Raw genomic sequence first — 17,147 nt, forward strand, 5'->3', positions numbered from 1 at the left:
GATGGTTCTGTTTAATTGAGTTGTACGTGATGGAATTGCAGGGCCGCCAGATTCGCATAGATGCCACCCAATGCGACCAGTGACGCGTGCGTGCCTGTCTCGACGATCTTGCCGTCTTCCATGACGATGATGCGGTCGGCCCGCTGGACGGTGGCCAGGCGGTGCGCGATGATGACCGTGGTGCGTCCCACCATCGCCGCTTCCAGCGCCTTTTGCACCAGGCGTTCCGATTCCGCATCCAGCGCGCTGGTCGCTTCGTCAAGCAGCAGCAGCGGCGGGTTTTTCAGCAGGGCGCGGGCGATGGCGATGCGCTGGCGCTGGCCGCCGGACAGGCGCACGCCCCGTTCGCCGAGGAACGATTTGTAGCCGTTCGGCAGGCGCTCGATGAATTCGTGGGCGGCCGCCATTTTTGCGGCCGCGATCACTTCCGCGTCGCTGGCGCCGGCGCGGCCATAGCGGATGTTTTCCATGGCGTCGGCCGAGAAGATCACGGTATCCTGCGGCACGATGCCGATGGCGTCGCGCAGGGTGTGCAGGTCCAGCTGCTTGATATCGACGCCATCGAGGCGGATGCTGCCGCTTTGCGGGTCATAAAAGCGCAGGAACAGCTGGAACAGCGTGGTCTTGCCGGCGCCGGACGGGCCGACGACGGCCACCGTTTCGCCAGCGCGGATGTCGAGGCTGACGTGATTGAGCGCGTGGGTATCGGGACGCGACGGGTACGAGAACATCACGTCGTCGAGCGACAGCGCGGCGCCGGTGGCGGCGCGCGCGGGCAGCGGCAGCGGCGTGACCGGGGATTCGATTTCCGATTTGACGGCCATCAGTTCCAGCAGGCGCTCGGTGGCGCCGGCCGCGCGCTGGGCTTCGCCCATCACCTCGGACAGGGCGCCGATGGCGCCGGCCACGATGGAGGCGTACAGGATGAACTGGCCCAAATCTCCGCCCGTCATCGAGCCTTCCAGCACGGCGCGCGCGCCCAGCCACAGCACGAACACGATGGTGCCGAAGACGAGCAGGATGGCGATCATGGTGAGCAGGGCGCGGGCGCGGATGCGGCGCATGGCTGTCATGAAGGCGCCTTCGACGGAGTCGCCGAAGCGCTTCGATTCGATTTTCTCGTGCGTGAATGCCTGCACGGTGGGCATGGCGTTGAGGATTTCGCCGGCCATGGCCGACGCGTCGGCGATGCGGTCCTGCGAGTCGCGCGACAGCTTGCGCACGCGGCGGCCAAAGACGATGATGGGCACGACGACGAGGATCAGCAGGCCGATGATGATGCCCGCCAGCTTGGCGCTGGTGACGAACAGCATCACCAGGCCGCCGAGGAACAGCAGCACATTGCGCAGCGCCATCGAGATGCTGGTGCCGACGACGGCCTGGATCAGGGTCGTGTCGGTGGTGATGCGCGACAGGACTTCGCCCGTCTGCGTCGTTTCAAAGAAGGCGGGGCTTTGCGTGACCACGTGGCGGTACACGGCGCTGCGGATGTCGGCCGTGACCCGTTCACCCAGCCACGACACCGTGTAGAAGCGCGCGGCCGTGGCCAGCGCCAGGATGGACGCCACGCCGAACAGGGCGAGGAAGACCAGGTCGACGTGCTGGATGCTGCTCGAGCCGGCCGCGCCGCCGAAACCGAGGTCGATCATCTGCTTGAAAGCGGCAGGGATGGCCAGGGTCGAGGCGGCGGCCACCACCAGCGCGATACCGGCCAGGAAGAACTGCTTGCGATACGGCGTCAGGAAAGGCATCAAACCCTTGAACGCGGCCAGGCTGCCTTTTTTCAGTTCGCGGCTGGTGCCGGTGTCGGGCGTGGGTGCGGTGCTTGCGGCGGTTGTTGAACTGGTGCTGCCTGTTTCTGTGCTGGTTGTCATTGTTTTTCGCTTTGATTTACATATTCGGTAGTGCTTATAACTTCATCGGCTGGACATAGCCCGTCATCTCCAGGTAGGCGCGGCCCACCGGCTGGCCGTCGCGCTCCACCGTCACGGCGCCTTCCCAGTACACGGCCCCCGTCGAGCGGCGCGAATCGAGTTCCTGGTCCGCTTGCAGCGGCTTGATGTGCCAGCGCGTGGCACCAGTGCGGATCTCGGTGGCGACCGGGTATTCGGCTTGCGTGCGGGGCGAACGCCACAGCTGCGTGGGCGTGAAATCGACGTCGCCGGGCGCGAACTGCGTCATCTTACCGGACGCATCGCGCCATGTCGCGTGCGCCCATAGTTTAGCACCTGTCTTGCTGCGGATCTGGAAGGCCATCAGGGCGCCGCCGTCATCGAGGTTGGCGCCTATCCAGTTCCAGCCGCTGGCGTCCGCGTCAAGCACCTGGCTTGACCACTCGTGGTCGAGCCAGGTGGTGCCCGTCACGGCTTCCGGCTTGCCGCCCGCGCGCGCGATCGTGCCTGTGGTACTCAGCTGCGGCTCGCTGTAGTAGTAACTCGATTGCGCGGGCCGCGCGCCCTTGCGCGAGTAACCGTTCTCGCCCTGCAGCAGCACGGGCTGGCTGGGGGAAAGGGTCAGCTGCAAGTTGAATTCGCGCGCGGCCAGGCTGACCCGGTAGCTGCCGTCTTTTTGCCGCTGCATGCGCCAATCGTCGAGCTTCACGTCCGTGTCGCCCACCTTGGCGTAGGCCAGGCCGAAGCCCTCGCGTGCGCTTTTCTCGTCGTGCAGCAGCTTGCCCACCTTCGGGTCGGACAGGGCCGCATGGCCGATGATCAGCTGCTTGGGCGCAAACGCGCTGGGGTTGTCCGCGTCCGTGGCCGTGGCGCTGCGAAAGAAGGTCACCTGGTAGCCCAGTTGTTCGCCACCGGCGGTTTTTACCCAGCCCGTGGCATACCACCATTCCGTTTTATAGGCGGGATGGGCGCCGAAGTCGTGCGGCAGGCGCAGGGTCTGGCCGGCCGGCAGCGGCGTGACGGGGGCGAAGGCGGGTGGCGCGGCCAACGCAGGCAAGGCCAGCGCAAGCAACAAGATGGCGAGATGGCGCATTACCAGTCCTCCCTGACGGCGCGGATGGGGCCAGCGGACAGCGCCTGGCGGCCCGCGATCAGCGCCGTGGCGGCGGCCGCCGTCAGCAGAGCGCCGGCCACCGTGGCGATCAGGGGCCACGGCAGGTGCAGCTGCATGGTCCAGTGGAACGATTGGGGATTGACGATGAAGACGAGCACAAAGCTGATCAACAGGCCCAGGACAAAACCGGTGGCGATGCCCAGCGCCGTCAGCGCGCCGCCTTCGAGCGCCAGGATGGACAAGATCTGGCCGCGTGTCACACCCACATGGCGCAGCATGCCGAATTCGCGCGCGCGCGCCAGGGTCTGCGCGGAGAACGTGGCGGCCACGCCGAACAGGCCGATGACGATGGCGATGGCTTCCAGCAGATACGTGACGGCGAAGCTGCGGTCGAAAATCTGCAGGCTCAGGGCGCGGATGGCCGAAGGATTGGACACTTCCAGGCTGGCGCCGAACGGCAGCGCTTTCAGGCGCTGTTGCAACGCGTCGCCCGTGGCGTCCTTGGCCAGCCACAGGGCCGCATCGCTCACGTCATTGTCGCCGGTCAGCGCGCGATAGTCGTCCAACGGCATCTGGATGGCGCCGGACGAGCGCGCATAGTCGCGCCAGATGCCGGCAACAAAGAACTGGTGCAAGCCGCCCGCCAGCGGCAGGGCGATCTGCTGGCCAGGCTTGACGTTATACAGGTCGGCCGCCGCTTCGGACAGCCACACGGGTTTCGCGCCATTGGGCACGGGCAGGGTGTCGCCCACCAGCACCATGCTCTTGCCCGGGTCTTGCAAATTGATGGGGCGCGCCAGCAGCGCCACGTTCGGCCGGTCTGGCGCCAGCGACAGCGAGCGCACGCGCTGGAAATCCACCCTGGCCACTTCGGGCAAGGCGGTGATACTCGCCTGTTCGCGCGGGTTCAAGCCTGCCGTGCCGCCGCTGGCGGCCGTGCGCGCATACACGTCGGCGGGCAAGATCTGCAGCAGCCAGTCATCGACGGAGACGCGGAAACTCGACACCATGATGGCCATCGCCACCATCAGGCTAAAGCTCGACAGCACGCCGCCGAGGGCGATGCCTGCCTGGCCCGAGGCGTTCGCCAGGCGCGCCAGGGTCAGGCTGCGCACGGGCGCATGTTTGCTCGTTTCCGTGCGCAGCCAGGTGCGTTGCAGGAAACGGAAGACGACGGCGGCCAGTTGCGGCATCAGGGCGATGGCGCCGATCAGCAGCAGCGCGATGGACAGGTAGCCGAACAGGGGCAGCTCGAACACGGGCGGCAGGAACGTCAAGGCGCCGGCCAGCAGCAAACAGGCCAGCGCCGGCCAGGTTTTTGCCAGGCGCGTCGTTACGACTTCCTCGCTGCCCGATTTCAGGGCGATGGCGGGCGCGGCGCGGGCCGCTTCCAGCGCGGGCGCGGCGCAGCCCAGCAAGGCGACGCCGAGGCCCAGGGCGAAGTAGACGAAGGCGGCGACGGGCGTGAACTGCACCTGCGGCTGCACGCCCGCGAAATAGCCGGCGCCCAGGTCGCCGCCGAAAAAGCGCAGGGCCACGGCGGCCATGGCGTAACCGCCGGCGATGCCGAGAGCCGCACCGACGACGCCGAGGCTGGCGCCTTCCAGCAGCACCTGGCGCAGCAACTGGCCCCGCTCCATGCCCAGCACGCGCAGCAGCGCGAACTGGCCGCGGCGGCGGATGACGGACAGGGCCTGCGTGGAAAAGACCAAAAAGGCGCCCGTAAACAGGGCGACGAGGGCCAGCACCGTCAGGTTGACGCGGTAGGCGCGGCTCAGGTTATTGTTGCGGCTATTCTGGTTTTCGTCATTGGGCTGGCCCACCTGGAAACGCCCCGGATACTGCGCTTCCAGCGTGCGCGCCAGGTCCGCCTGGAAGGCGTCGCGGTTCACGCCCTGGCGTAGTTTCAAGTCGATGCGCGACAGCTTGCCCAGCTTGTTGAAGCGCCACTGCGCCGCGCCGATATCCATCACGGCGATGCGCTGGCCGGCGCGCGCGCGCTGCAGCGAACCGGCCACGCGCAGGGACACCGTGCCCGTGCCCGATTGCAGGGCGACCTGGCCGCCCTCGGCCACGGCCAGCCAGCGCAAGGCGGCCGGCGATAAGAAGACGGCGTCGTCGGCCAGGGTGTCGAAAGGCTGGCCTTCGGCCGGCGCGCCGATCAGATCGGGTGAGATGAAGCCGGCGCGGAAGACGTCGAGCGCCAGGATGTGCAGCGGGCCGCCGTCCTTCTTGCCGGCCACGCCGGCTTGCAGTTCCAGCACGGGCGAGGCCACGGCCACGCCGTCGCGCTGCGCCAGTTGCGGGTAGATGCTTTCGTCGAACAACGCTTCGCGCCCGGCCACCTGGACGTCGGCCTGGCCGGACAGGCTTTTGACGGCCGTGGAAAATTCATTGAAGGCCGCCGCGTTGATCAGGTGGATGGCAAAGCCCAGCGACACGCCGATGGCGATGGCCAAGATGGCGACGAGGGCGCGCACGGGGTGAAAGCGCCATTCGCCCAGCAGCAGCCAGCGCGACAGCAGGCGCGTCGTCGCCGGGCTGGCCAGCGGCGCACTCAATTCAGGCATTCGACGGCCAGGCGTTCACCGGCGCGCCGCGCTTTCAATTGCGCCGCGTCGCGGGTTTTATCGCCCGCACCGACGGCGTCCTGTGCCGCCCATTTCTGTTCCAGACGCAGCTGCGCGCAATGCTTGTCGCGCGTTTCCTTCTGCTTGGCGGCCCGTTCGCGCGCCTGGTCAGCCAGATTTTCCTGCTTCTTGCGTGCCGCCTCCAACTGACTGGCCACCCGTTCCTGGCGCGTGGCCGCACCCTTGTCGACGGCGGGCGGAGGCGAGGGGACTTCCAGTATCTGCAATTGCCCACCCGTGCAGGGCGTGGCGCTGTAACTGGTCTGGCCATCCTGCACGCATTTGTAGACGTCCTGCGCACCGGCGGAGCCGGCCAGCAAGACCATGGCATATAGCAGGAGGGACGGCGATTTCACAATATCTTCCCCGGATTCATGATGTTCTGCGGGTCCAGCGCCTGTTTGACAGCGCGCATCAGCTGCAGCTCCAGCGGCGACTTGTAGCGGGCCAGGTCGTCTTTCTTCAGCGCGCCGATGCCGTGTTCGGCCGAAATCGAGCCGCCAAAGCCGTGGACCTGGTCATGCACGATGCGGTTGATCGCATCCTGGTTGGCCAGGAAGTCGCGGTCCGTCATGCCGGCAGGCGGCGCCACGTTGTAGTGCAGGTTGCCGTCGCCCAGGTGGCCAAAGCACACGAGCTGGCAGCCGGGGAAGGCCGTTGCCAGGGCCGCATCCGTGACGCTGATGAAGTCGGCGATGCAGGAAATCGGCAGCGAGATATCGTGCTTGATGTTCTTGCCCGCCTGCGCCTGCGCCAGCGGGATGTGTTCACGCAGCTGCCATAGTCCCTCGGACTGCGCCACGGAGCTGGCGACGACGGCGTCGGCTATCAATTCGTCTTCCAGTGCCGCGCCGATGCTCGCTTCCAGCAGTTCCACTGCGTGCGCCTCGGACTGGCTGCTCGATAATTCCAGCAGCACGTACTGGCCATGCTGCTCCGCAAAAGGCCGCGGCAGTTGCGGGAACTGTTCCGCCACCAGTTGCAAACAGTATTGCGACATCAGTTCAAAGCCCGTCAGGCTGGCGCCGCAATGGTCCTGCATCAGGCTTAATAAACGCAGGGCGTGGGCGGGCGAAGGCATGGCGGCCAGCGCCGTGATGCAGGCTTTCGGCTGTGGATACAACTTCATGACCGCGCCCGTGATGACGCCCAAGGTACCCTCGGCGCCGATGTACAGGTCGCGCAGATCGTAGCCGGTATTGTCCTTGCGCAGGCCGCGCAAGCCGCTCCAGATCTCGCCCTGCGGCGTGACCACTTCCAGGCCCAGGCACAGCTCGCGCGTATTCCCGTAACGCAGCACGGCCGTGCCGCCCGCGTTCGTCGCCAAATTCCCCCCGATGGTGCAACTGCCTTCGGCCGCCAGCGACAGGGGGAACAGGCAGCCGGCGGCGCTGGCCGCTTCCTGGATGGTTTGCAAAATGCAGCCCGCATCGACCGTGATGGTGCGGTTGACGGGATCGAGTGCGCGGATGCTGTTCAGGCGCGCCAGCGACAGCACGACGGCCGTGCCGGCGGCGTCCGGAATGCTGCCCAGCACCAGGCCCGTATTGCCGCCCTGCGGCACGACGGGCACCTGCCATTGCGCGCAGGCGCGCAGCACGCCCGCCACCTGTTCCACCGTGGCGGGGCGCAGCACGGCCAGGGCCTTGCCCGTAAACCGGTCGCGCCAGTCGGTAAGGAAGGGGGCCGTGTCGGCGTCGTTGGTGAGTACATAAGTGTCGCCCAGCAGGTCGCGGCAGGCGGCGAGGAAATCTGTTTGGTCAGTCATTTCTTGATGCTCACTTTATTCACTTTTTCCAGCAGCTCTTTGGCCATGCGCTTGGCCGCCTTTTTATACGGGCGCAGATACAGCACGGCGCAGACAAAATAGATGCAGACGATAACCGCTTCGCCCCAGGCCATCAGGGCCGAGGTGGCGTTCGTGTCGCTGTAGCCGCGCACCACGCCTTCCGTGAAGTACAGCAGGATCACCATCGACGACCATTGCAGGGTATAGACGTCGCGCTTGATGACGCCGTACAGTGGGATGAGCAGGGGCGCGGCCTTCAGGACGACCCAGGAGCCGCCCGGCTGCAGCGGGGCGACGACGGTTTCCCACAGCACGCACCAGACGATCAGGGTGACGAGGCTGGCGATGGCGCCCCAGTGAAAATACTTGTGCAGTACGCCGTGCATCATGCGCCTGCCAGTTTCGCGGCGGTTTCCGCCAGGCGCCGGCCCAGGGCGATGGCCAACCGCTTTTCATCGTCGCTCAGGGCCTTGTCGCCGTCGATGCCCGACCAGTGCGTGGCGCCATACGGCGAGCCGCCGGTGGACGTCGTCATCAGTTCGGGATGCGTGTAGGGCAGGCCCATGACCAGCATGCCATGGTGGAAGAGGGGGATCATCATCGACAGCAGGGTCGATTCCTGGCCGCCGTGCAGGCTGCCCGTGGACGTGAATACGCAGGCGGGCTTGCCGGACAGGCTGCCGGCCAGCCAGTCGCTGGCCGTGCCATCCCAGAAGTACTTCATGGCGGCGGCCATGTTGCCGAAGCGCGTGGGCGAGCCCAGGGCCAGGCCCGCGCATTCCTGCAAGTCGTCCAGTTCCACATAAGGAGCGCCATCAGGCGGCACTTCGGGTGCCGTCGCTTCAGCCACCGTCGAGACGGCGGGCACGGTGCGCAGGCGCGCATCGCAACCGGGCACGCTTTCCACTCCCTGGGCTATCAGCTCGGCCAACTGGCGCGTGGCGCCATGGCGTGAATAAAACAATACGAGAATAATCAGATTGGTTGGCTTCATCATTGGTATTATAGGGCGCTTTACAGCCTGATACGACTGCTGTCATGGCGCCGTTCTGATTTTGCACATGTTTTCAAAATATATATTCCCGTTCTTTCAATACCTGTGGCGCACCCTGCACATCGGTGCCGACATTGTGCGCGGCCTGACGTGGTCCGAAACGCGCGACCTGCTGCAGTTCGCGCGCCGCCGCGTGCGCGAGGAAAGCCTGCCGCAAGTGGCCGGCAGCCTGACGTTCGCCACCGTGTTCGCGCTGGTGCCGCTGCTCACCCTGGCCCTGGCGATCTTCACCACGTTCCCCCTGTTTAATACCTTCCGCCACGCGCTGGAAGATTATTTCGTGCAAAGCGTCATGCCCAAGGGGATATCGAACACCATCCTCGATTATCTGACCACGTTCGCCTCGAAGGCCACGCGCCTGTCGGCCATCGGCGCGGGCGCCCTGATCGTCACGTCGGTGGGCATGATGGGCTTGATCGAGCGCGTCTTCAACCGGATCTGGCGCGTGCGCCAGGAGCGCCGCTGGACCAAGCGTCTACTGGTTTACTGGGCCATCGTCACCCTGGGACCGCTGCTGGTGGGCGTGTCGCTGACGGTGACCTCGCGCCTCTTCATGGCCACCAGCGGCGTGGTGGGCGCCGTGCCTTTCATCGGCGCCGTGTTTTATACGCTGGTATCGATTGGCCTGACCATGCTGGCGTTTACCCTGCTCTACATCGCCGTGCCGAACCGCGACGTGGACTGGCGTGACGCGGCCTGGGGCGGCTTGCTGGCCGCACTGGCGTTCGAGGTGGCCAAGCGGGGTTTCGGCGAATTCATCCAGGAATTCCCCACGTATTCGCGCATCTACGGCGCGCTGGCCGCCTTGCCGCTGTTCCTCGTGTGGATATACCTGAGCTGGATGATTACCCTGGTGGGCGCCTTGCTGGTGGCCGCCTTGCCCGTCGTGAAATATGAGCGCTGGTGGTACGAAGCGGCGCCGGGCAGCGAATTCGTCGACGCCGTCGCCATCCTGAAAGTGCTGCACCAGGCTTGCCACTGCGCCGATTCGGCCCTGGTGGGCGCGGCCGACATCCGCCGCAGCACGCGCCTGGGTTTCGAAGAGATGGAAACCCTGCTCGACAAGATGGTGCAGCAGGGCTGGGTGGGACGAGTCAACGTGGATGGCGCCGTGCGCGTGCAATGGGGCAAGCGCGTGGCCGACAGTTCCGACCACTGGGTCTTGCTGGGCAACGTCAACCGCATCAGCCTGGCCGATGTCTATCGTTTATTCGTCTTCGGCGGCATGCGCGTGAACTCCGGCTATCCGGCCGGTTCCACGAATGAACGCGACATCAAGGCGGCCGAAGAAGCGGCCGCGCTGGCGGCGCAGGTGGAAAACGCCGTGGAGCAGGGCTTGGGCTTGAGTCTGGCGCAGCATTTTGGGGAGGTGCGCTGCGCGTGACGGGCCCCGGCCGCGTGCTTCCTTGCCGGCCTATGCCCCGCACGATAGGGCGAGCATGTCATAAACTGGTCACCGAAGGCCGGTAAGCTTTCCTCTTCATTCATCTTGTTGAGGAAGCAAATATGCGTTGTCATTTGAGCGGTTTGAATGTGTGCCGCGGCCTGGCCATCGTGGTGGTCAGCGGCGTGCTCGCTGCCTGCGGCGGCAGTTCCTCTGCCGCTCCTGATGCGGTGCCCAAGGACGGGGAAGGCCTGCCGCACCAGCTTGCCGGCTGGGCAGCGCTGCCTGATACGGCGCGCTGGCCAGGGCCGGTTACGGGACAGTTCACAGCCGCAGTGCTGGGCGTCACCCCGCCGTTTGCCAGTGGCGTGCCGATTCCCGGCTTTTCCGCGCTGCTCAGGAATGACGACGGCAGCTGGACTGCCATGGCCGACAATGGCTATGGCGCCAAGGGCAATTCGGCCGATTTCGTGCTCGGCCTGTATAACGCCAGCATCAACTTCCGCACGGCCGCTGACGCCAGCAAGACGCCTGGCAGCATCAAGCTCAACAGCTTCCTGGCCTTCAACGACGCCAAGGGTTTTTTAAACGATGGCAAGGACGTCGATCTGAAAATCACGGCCGACTACGTCAACTACCCCAGCAACACCACCGGCGGCCTGGTCTTTGCCGACAGCGGTATCGCCGTGGATGCGCGCATTCGCGCTGGCCGCTTGCTGACCGGTTTTGATTTCGACATCGAGTCGCTCGCGCGCGCTGCCGACGGTACTTACTTCGTGGGCGAGGAATTCGGCCCCTATATCCTGCACTTCGACAAAAACGGCACGCTGATGGGCGACCCGGTTCCCCATCCTTTCCTGCGCAGCCCGGCCAATCCGGAAGTGCTGGGCAAGGGCGCCAGCATCACCTTGTCAGGCAGCCGCGGCTTCGAAAGCCTGGCCTACAACGCCGACCGCAGCCTGCTCTACGCGGTGCCGGAAGCGGCGCCAAGCGACCCGTCGCTGCGGCCCGTCGCAGCCGATGAGCGCTACCTGAACATCTTCGAGTTCGACCCCGGCACCATGCGCTACACGGGCAAGAACCTCGTGTACCGCAAGGATGGTGCGGTCAAGGACAATGGCGTCGTGATCGGCGATATGACCAATGTCGGCGGCAGCAAGTTCGTGCTGATCGAACGCGATGGCTTCTGGGGCGCCAAGGCCGTGATCAAGCGCCTGTACCTGGTGGACTTGAAAGAAAAAGACGCTGACGGCGCGCTCAAGAAAACGCTGTTGGTGGACCTGCTGAACATCTCCGACCCCAAAGGCACAGGCGGGCAGGCGAGCAATATGCCCGTGGGTAAGTTCAGCATGCCTTTCGACTCGGTGGAGAGCGTCGAAGTACTCGACGCCCAGACGCTGGTCGTGGCAATCGACACGAACTACCCGGGTGAAGACGGCCGCAAGCCAGGCAAACCGGACGACACCGAAGTCATTACCCTGCGTTTTGACAAGGCGATATTTGATCGTTCCGCCAAATAAAGACAACGTGCCGGCAATCCGCTCATAGCAGGACCGGCCGCAAGGCCGCCTGCAGCGCCACTGCCTTGAACGCTTCCGCATCCTGCGCCCGCACCACGCCCAGATAATACGTATCCTCGCCGCCCTGCATGTTCACGAGGCGCAGCTGGTGCGGCGCCAGGTGGGAGGCAATGGCGGCCAGTCCCTCGGCCATGGCGTCGCCGTCTTGCTGGTCCGCCCAGCGGAAGTCCCGCAGCGCGGGCAGGCCGATATGCTGGCCGATGAGGGCGATCTGTTCGACCGATTTCCAGTCCAGGGTGGTGCCGTGGCCCAGCGTATCGGCGGCCGTGGACCACAGAAGGAAAAAGCAGGCCGCTTCGGGCGAGTCGCCTTCGTATTCCTCTTCCGGGTCGTCCTCCGCCAGCGCTTCCAGGGTCATGTCCACGCAGCGCGCGGCCAGGTCCGCATCGCCTTGTAAGAGCAGGGCGGCCATGCTGCGCAATTGCCCGCGGTCGGCCTTGGCCAGGATTTGCGCGGGCGTGAAGCTGCGGCGCTTGGCGGGCTTTTTCTTGCCCAATCCCATGGCCTCGCTGAGCTGCGCTGTGATGTTGGCCTTGAAGTTCTCCACGGTGTCGAACTGCTCGAGCAGCTGGCCCGTGAAATCCATGCTCCAGGCCATGCCATCCTTGACGACATATAAAAAGTCGCTTTGCACGGCCACGCCGCGCAGATGGTGGGCGGGCGGATACAGGGGCGTGAAAGCCGGTTTTCCATCGAGGGTCAGCATGCAGGCGAGGCCTTGCGCATCGATGGCGAAGATCCGGTTCTTGCGCAGCTTCGGTGGTGACGAGGTGGTGGCGCAATCGATGGCTTCGTACTGGCACGGCGCCAGCAGTTCGCCCAGGCTATTCACCAGGCCAAACAGGAAGCGCCCGTCGATGCGCTGGCTGACGATGGCGATCTTTTTCTTCGTGCCGAAATCCTGCACGGAGCTGTAGGCTGGCGGCACCACGACCTTGCCCATCTTGTCGACCACGCCATACACATTGCGTTTGTTGTCATCGTCAGCCTGGTCTGTCTGGCGCTTGATGTCGATCAAGCCATCTTCGCGCAGGCATATGTTATCCACTCTGTCGATGAGCAGCGCGCCGTCGGGCAGGCGCAGCAGGCGGCTGGCGCCGTCCGGATCGATTCTCTGCAGCAGGTGGGGGCCGATCACGTACAGGGCACCGGGGGCGGGCGGCAGCACCAGCGTGCCATTCAAGTCCATGACGCCGTGCGCGTCGGGCGCGTCCGCCGTGGCAAAGGTGATCCAGCCATCGTCCGCATAATAAACGCCCAGGTCCACATAGCGCTGCGACAGCGGCACGATCCAGCGGCCATACGGCGTGACCAGGCTGGTGACGTCCGGTTCGCCGGCGGTGCTCACTTCATAGCATAGCGCGTCTTCTTCCCAGCCCACCACTTCCAGGCCTTGCAGGAACGGCAGTTCGTCCGCGCCCAGTTCCTCGACATCGGCCAGCTGCGCGCTGGCCGTGGCCGACCAGTAGCCGGTGGCCGGCGATGCGGCGCCGATGGTCAGCAACGGCGCCAGCGCGTCCCGGTCGCCGCGCAGCAGGGCGGAGTGCAGCATTTGCGCTTCGGCGCGCAGGGCGTCGAGTCCGGCCGCGTAGTCCGGCGTGCCGATATCGTGCGCGATCAGCTGCACGCCATCGAGGATCAGCCACGGCTGGCCGCTGGCCAGCAGGGCGCTGATGGCGCCGCGCGCGACGATGGCGGCCGCGTCGCGCGGCCTGTCCATCAGGGCGGATAAGGCGTGCCAGCTGGCCTGCGCCTGCGCCATCGGCGCGGCCAGTACGCAGGGGCAGTCTTCGCCATCGCCGTAGATGGGCCAGGCGACAGCTTGCGTGCCGGCGCCGACGAGCAGCTTGAACAGCATGGGGATGTCCAGCCGCCATTCGGCCAGGCCCGTGATTGCATCGGTATCGAAGCCGGCCTGGCCGGGTAAAAAGGCGGTGTTGAACAGTGCTGCGGTATTGATCATGTCTCTTCGTTAAAAATGTTGAGGGATCAGGGCGATGGCGGCATGAGCCAGTGCGCCAGCGCGCCGCGCTCTAGGCCCAGCTGCTTGGCCGCAGCGGCTGCCTCGAAGGCCCACAGGCCGTAGTAGCCGCCCAGTCCCTGCGCGCGCAAATGGCCGTTGAACCAGTCTTCGTGGACCAGCGCACCGTGCCAGCTGGCCAGGTAGTGCCGCAAGTGATCGAGCTGCTGCGCAGGGTCTTCTGCGTCCAGGCAGTCGTACAGGGCGGTATAAGGCTCGGCGAAATACCACTCGTCGATGGCGGGACGCTGGGGATCGACAGCGGACAGCAGCGCTTCGTACACGCCGTCTTCGCCATCGAAGGCCGTTTGCAGGGCGGCCAGGCGCATGGCCAGGTCGCGGCGGCCGAACAGCAGGGTCGCGCCCAGCAGCTGCAGGGTGCGCGCGTAATCGGTCAACTGTTCGAAGTCGAAGGCGGGCAAGGTATCGTCATCGTAGGCCGCAGCCAGGGCCGCGCGCGCCGTCTCGCAGGCAGCGACGGCCGCTTCCAGCGCTGGCTCCACTTCCGGCAAGGGCAAGCCTGCCGTGTAGCGCAACGAGAATACCTGGTAAGCCGTGCTGGCGGCCGCGCATGCCCAGTAGGCCGCGTCGCCGCCGTCGTTTTCCGCCTGCGTCTGCGCGCGTGCGTAGGCGGCCAGCAGGGCGTCGAGGTAGGCGAGGTTGCGGAAAAAATCGAACGGTGCGGGCGGCGTCTGGCGCGGCGTGCAAGGCCAGGGCGTGGACGAAACCGGGCAGGCGTCGGCGCAGTCGCGCTGGATGGCCCAGTCGGCGAAGACCTGTTGCAAATATTGCGCCGTCTCGTCGTCGTGCGCGATGGCGCCCGCGCCTACCAGGGTCGTGCCCAGCAAGGTGTAGCCGGGAAAGCGGCTGCTTTCGTAGGCGATGGTGGTTACGCTCTGGATGGCCTTGCCGTCACTGAGGTCGCGCACGCGGAAGTACACATCGTCCCAGCCGGCCAGCGGTGGCGCTGGCGGTTCATTCGGCAAGGTGGTCCAGCGGCCGTCGGCCTGTTCTTCATAGGCGTCGAGCAGTTCATCGATGCCACCGGGGCGGTCGATGCGGTTGTTGGCGTCGTATTGCAGTCCCAGTTCGGCCGCGAATGCCGCCGCGTGGCGGCCCGCGAAGACCAGGTATTGCGCGTTCAGGGTGCCGACCAGGAGGTCCGTTTGCTGGCCTGCCACGGCCAGCGCCTGCGGCAGCCGGTACCAGTGGTGGCCGGGGATGCCCGCCATGGGGCCGTTTTCGTCCGCTTGCGGGTTGGCGCAGCGCAGCTGTTCCAGCCAGTTGTAGCGTTCGTGCCGCGCCGCTTCCGTGCCGCTGCCGCGGCCAGTCAATTCATCGAACAGGGTATTCAACAACATGTGCATCTATCCTAAAAAAAAGCGTTCATGCCGCTGCCGTTTGCGCAAACGCAAACAGTGCGTCGAGCACGGCGTCGGGCTGCTCGGCCATCAATTCGTGCCCGCTGTCGACTTGCACCACGGTGCCATGCGCTATTGACGTGGTCAGCAGCCGGGTCGATTTGGGCGGCGTCATCATGTCGCGCGCGCCGAAAATGAATAAAGTGGGGCAGTGTACCGAAGCGGCGGCGATTTCGCCGTTCGCGTAGGCATTGCATGCATAAAAATCCGTATGAAACACGTGATCGGGGTTGAGGGCGGCGATGCGCTGTTTCAGGCGCCGCGCGCCGCCCATGGCATAGAAGCCGGGGCCGGGGAACGACGGCTTTTGCGCGATCGACGAGTGCGACCAGATATTGACCATGTCGATGGCCGCCTGTTCGTCGTTCAATGACGTTTCCAGCAGCGCCGGCGAGACCTTCATCGGATAGGTGGAGCCCAGCATGGCCAGGTGGCCGACCCGATCGGGCGCCAGGTGCGCCGCTTCCAGCGCGATCAGTGAACCCATGCTGTGGCCGATCAGCATGGCCTTGGCCGCGCCGGCAGCGTCCAGCACGGCCAGGATCCAGCGCGCCAGCTCTTCAACGCTGCTTTTCGCCGCGCCCAGGCTGCGCCCGTGGCCCGGCAAGTCGACGGCCAGCACGTTCAACCCGTGGTGGGCAAAATAGCGCGTTTGCAGCGCCCACACGGAGTGGTCGTTCTGCGCGCCGTGGATGAAGACGGCCGTGGGCTGGTGTGGGTTAAAAGCCTTGCCACCCGTGTAGCAGTAGGCGACGGTATTATCGATGGTGAACAGCATTTCAGGCGCCTTTCTGCGACAGTTTCAGGCCACGGGCCAGGTCTTCGATCAAATCGTCCGCGTCTTCCAGTCCCACGGACAAGCGCATGGTGCCCTGCGTGATGCCCGCCTGGGCCAGCTGGTCGTCGGGCACGCGGAAGTGCGTGGTGGAGGCGGGATGGATGACGAGCGACTTGGCGTCGCCCACATTGGCCAGGTGCGAGAAGATCTTCAGGCTGTCAACAAAGCGCTGGCCGGCCGCACGGTCGCCGCGCAGGCGGAACGTGAACACGCCGCCCGCGCCTTTCGGCAGCAGGGTTTTCGCCAGTTCGTAATCGGGGTGTGACGGCAGCTCCGGATAGGACACGGATTCCACGGCCGGATTGGCCAGCAGGAAATCGATCACCTTGCGCGTGTTGGCCACGTGGCGGTCCATGCGCAGGCCCAGGGTTTCGATGCCCTGCAGGATGGCGAAGGCATTGTGCGGGCTCATGACGGCGCCGAAATCGCGCAAGCCTTCGCGCCGCGCGCGCAGGGCGAACGGTGCCACCGTCGATTCCTCGGCGAAGACCATGCCGTGGAAGCCTTCATACGGTTCGCACAGTTCGGCGAAACGGCCCGTCTTGTCGTACGCCGTTTGCCAGTCAAAGGTGCCGCCATCGACGAGCAAGCCGCCGATGGCCGTGCCGTGCCCGCACAGGAATTTGGTGGCCGAGTGGAACACCAGGTCGGCGCCATGCTCGAAAGGGCGCAGCAGATACGGCGTGGTAAATGTCGAATCGAGCATCAGCGGCAAGTGGTGTTCGTGCGCCAGGGCGGCAATCCGGGGGATGTCCAGCACGTCGAGACCTGGATTGCCCAGGGTTTCCGCGAACAGTATCTTGGTATTCGGGCGGATGGCGGCGCGCCAAGAGTCCACGTCGCGCGGGTCGACAAAGGTCGTCTCGATGCCGAAGCGTTTCAGTGTGTAGGCCAGCAGGTTGTGCGAGCCGCCGTACAGGGCGCGCGAGGCAACGATGTGCGAACCGGCGCCGGCGATGGTGGACAGGCCCAGGTGCATGGCGGCCTGGCCGCTGGCCGTGGCGATGCCGGCCACGCCGCCTTCAAGCGCGGCGATGCGCTCTTCCAGCACGGCGTTCGTGGGATTCGAGATGCGCGAGTAGACGTGGCCGGCCCGCTCCATGTTGAATAGCGAAGCCGCATGTTCCGAACTCTTGAAGGCAAACGAGGACGTGAAATGGATGGGCGTGGCGCGTGCGCCCGTGGCCGGATCGGGCGCGGCGCCCGCATGCAGGGATAAAGTATCGAAACCGGGGTATTTCGGGCCGCTCATGGTGTCTCCGCCAAGTTTTTATAGTGGCAAGATCGTAACCTGATTTGCAGCGGAGCAAAAGGGCTCCTGTGCAGGGCGCATGGCGCCGTGCTGGCGGGCAGGGCGTGTAACCTGAAGTGTAAAAAAAGTGACCGGCAAGGCAGGGCGGTGGTAGGATACCGGATCAGTGATAT

At 65.4% G+C, this 17,147-nt stretch carries 13 protein-coding genes; 2 read left to right on the forward strand and 11 right to left on the reverse strand.

The window, feature by feature from the left end; translation table 11 throughout:
• Nucleotides 1–11 precede the first annotated feature (11 nt).
• The 7 genes from SKZ59_RS08545 to wrbA are packed head-to-tail and all read right to left on the reverse strand — an operon-like array spanning nt 12 to nt 8,419.
• Nucleotides 12–1,874, reverse strand: coding sequence for an ABC transporter transmembrane domain-containing protein (locus SKZ59_RS08545; protein ID WP_070302738.1), 1,863 nt, complete (start codon nt 1,872–1,874; stop codon nt 12–14).
• A 34-nt stretch (nt 1,875–1,908) separates the two neighbouring features.
• Nucleotides 1,909–2,985 (reverse strand): carotenoid 1,2-hydratase, encoded by a 1,077-nt coding sequence (locus tag SKZ59_RS08550; RefSeq protein ID WP_319991400.1) that lies wholly within the window; start codon nt 2,983–2,985, stop codon nt 1,909–1,911.
• Nucleotides 2,985–5,576 carry an FtsX-like permease family protein gene (locus SKZ59_RS08555; RefSeq protein ID WP_319991401.1) on the reverse strand — a complete coding sequence of 864 codons (2,592 nt, stop codon included), beginning with the start codon at nt 5,574–5,576 and terminating at the stop codon, nt 2,985–2,987. The genes SKZ59_RS08550 and SKZ59_RS08555 overlap by 1 nt, the downstream gene beginning before the upstream one ends.
• Entirely contained in the window at nt 5,564–5,992 is a 429-nt protein-coding gene (locus SKZ59_RS08560; protein WP_319991402.1) for a DUF4124 domain-containing protein, read from the reverse strand. The genes SKZ59_RS08555 and SKZ59_RS08560 overlap by 13 nt, the downstream gene beginning before the upstream one ends.
• Nucleotides 5,989–7,404, reverse strand: coding sequence for an FAD-binding oxidoreductase (locus tag SKZ59_RS08565; RefSeq protein WP_319991403.1), 1,416 nt, complete (start codon nt 7,402–7,404; stop codon nt 5,989–5,991). Before SKZ59_RS08565 ends, SKZ59_RS08560 begins: the two co-directional genes overlap by 4 nt.
• Nucleotides 7,401–7,811: a DUF2069 domain-containing protein gene (locus tag SKZ59_RS08570; RefSeq protein ID WP_070302812.1), complete on the reverse strand. Its 411-nt coding sequence runs from the start codon at nt 7,809–7,811 to the stop codon at nt 7,401–7,403. The genes SKZ59_RS08565 and SKZ59_RS08570 overlap by 4 nt, the downstream gene beginning before the upstream one ends.
• The gene (gene wrbA / locus SKZ59_RS08575) at nt 7,811–8,419 is read right to left on the reverse strand and encodes an NAD(P)H:quinone oxidoreductase (RefSeq protein WP_072454110.1); all 609 of its coding nucleotides are present in this window, start codon (nt 8,417–8,419) and stop codon (nt 7,811–7,813) included. The genes SKZ59_RS08570 and wrbA overlap by 1 nt, the downstream gene beginning before the upstream one ends.
• Before the next feature lie 67 nt (nt 8,420–8,486).
• On the opposite strand from wrbA, the gene SKZ59_RS08580 reads away from it, so the two are divergent.
• Entirely contained in the window at nt 8,487–9,863 is a 1,377-nt protein-coding gene (locus SKZ59_RS08580) for a YihY family inner membrane protein (RefSeq protein ID WP_319991404.1), read from the forward strand.
• 122 nt (nt 9,864–9,985) lie between these two features.
• Nucleotides 9,986–11,383 carry an esterase-like activity of phytase family protein gene (locus SKZ59_RS08585; protein WP_319991405.1) on the forward strand — a complete coding sequence of 466 codons (1,398 nt, stop codon included), beginning with the start codon at nt 9,986–9,988 and terminating at the stop codon, nt 11,381–11,383.
• A gap of 22 nt (nt 11,384–11,405) precedes the next feature.
• Here SKZ59_RS08585 and SKZ59_RS08590 read toward each other — a convergent pair whose 3' ends face one another.
• Genes SKZ59_RS08590 through SKZ59_RS08605 form a run of 4 tightly spaced genes read right to left on the reverse strand, consistent with a single transcriptional unit; the run spans nt 11,406 to nt 16,974 of the window.
• Nucleotides 11,406–13,406, reverse strand: a complete 2,001-nt coding sequence (locus tag SKZ59_RS08590; protein WP_319991406.1) for a WG repeat-containing protein — start codon at nt 13,404–13,406, stop codon at nt 11,406–11,408.
• A 26-nt stretch (nt 13,407–13,432) separates the two neighbouring features.
• Nucleotides 13,433–14,824 (reverse strand): PoNe immunity protein domain-containing protein, encoded by a 1,392-nt coding sequence (locus SKZ59_RS08595; RefSeq protein ID WP_319991407.1) that lies wholly within the window; start codon nt 14,822–14,824, stop codon nt 13,433–13,435.
• A 25-nt stretch (nt 14,825–14,849) separates the two neighbouring features.
• Entirely contained in the window at nt 14,850–15,662 is an 813-nt protein-coding gene (locus tag SKZ59_RS08600; protein WP_319991408.1) for an alpha/beta hydrolase, read from the reverse strand.
• A 1-nt stretch (nt 15,663) separates the two neighbouring features.
• Nucleotides 15,664–16,974 (reverse strand): O-acetylhomoserine aminocarboxypropyltransferase, encoded by a 1,311-nt coding sequence (locus SKZ59_RS08605; protein WP_219328876.1) that lies wholly within the window; start codon nt 16,972–16,974, stop codon nt 15,664–15,666.
• Nucleotides 16,975–17,147: the final 173 nt, after the last annotated feature.

This window comes from Janthinobacterium sp. GMG2, from assembly GCF_033949445.1.
GTDB classification, from domain to species: Bacteria; Pseudomonadota; Gammaproteobacteria; order Burkholderiales; family Burkholderiaceae_D; genus Janthinobacterium; species Janthinobacterium aestuarii.

What these genes read in the sequence shown, in the direction of transcription:
- SKZ59_RS08545 (WP_070302738.1), bottom strand. Translation starts at nt 1,874, where the DNA reads ATGACAACCAGCACAGAAACAGGCAGCACCAGTTCAACAACCGCCGCA.
- SKZ59_RS08550 (WP_319991400.1), bottom strand. Translation starts at nt 2,985, where the DNA reads ATGCGCCATCTCGCCATCTTGTTGCTTGCGCTGGCCTTGCCTGCGTTG.
- SKZ59_RS08555 (WP_319991401.1), bottom strand. Translation starts at nt 5,576, where the DNA reads ATGCCTGAATTGAGTGCGCCGCTGGCCAGCCCGGCGACGACGCGCCTG.
- SKZ59_RS08565 (WP_319991403.1), bottom strand. Translation starts at nt 7,404, where the DNA reads ATGACTGACCAAACAGATTTCCTCGCCGCCTGCCGCGACCTGCTGGGC.
- SKZ59_RS08570 (WP_070302812.1), bottom strand. Translation starts at nt 7,811, where the DNA reads ATGCACGGCGTACTGCACAAGTATTTTCACTGGGGCGCCATCGCCAGC.
- wrbA (WP_072454110.1), bottom strand. Translation starts at nt 8,419, where the DNA reads ATGAAGCCAACCAATCTGATTATTCTCGTATTGTTTTATTCACGCCAT.
- SKZ59_RS08580 (WP_319991404.1), top strand. Translation starts at nt 8,487, where the DNA reads ATGTTTTCAAAATATATATTCCCGTTCTTTCAATACCTGTGGCGCACC.
- SKZ59_RS08585 (WP_319991405.1), top strand. Translation starts at nt 9,986, where the DNA reads ATGCGTTGTCATTTGAGCGGTTTGAATGTGTGCCGCGGCCTGGCCATC.
- SKZ59_RS08590 (WP_319991406.1), bottom strand. Translation starts at nt 13,406, where the DNA reads ATGATCAATACCGCAGCACTGTTCAACACCGCCTTTTTACCCGGCCAG.
- SKZ59_RS08595 (WP_319991407.1), bottom strand. Translation starts at nt 14,824, where the DNA reads ATGTTGTTGAATACCCTGTTCGATGAATTGACTGGCCGCGGCAGCGGC.
- SKZ59_RS08600 (WP_319991408.1), bottom strand. Translation starts at nt 15,662, where the DNA reads ATGCTGTTCACCATCGATAATACCGTCGCCTACTGCTACACGGGTGGC.
- SKZ59_RS08605 (WP_219328876.1), bottom strand. Translation starts at nt 16,974, where the DNA reads ATGAGCGGCCCGAAATACCCCGGTTTCGATACTTTATCCCTGCATGCG.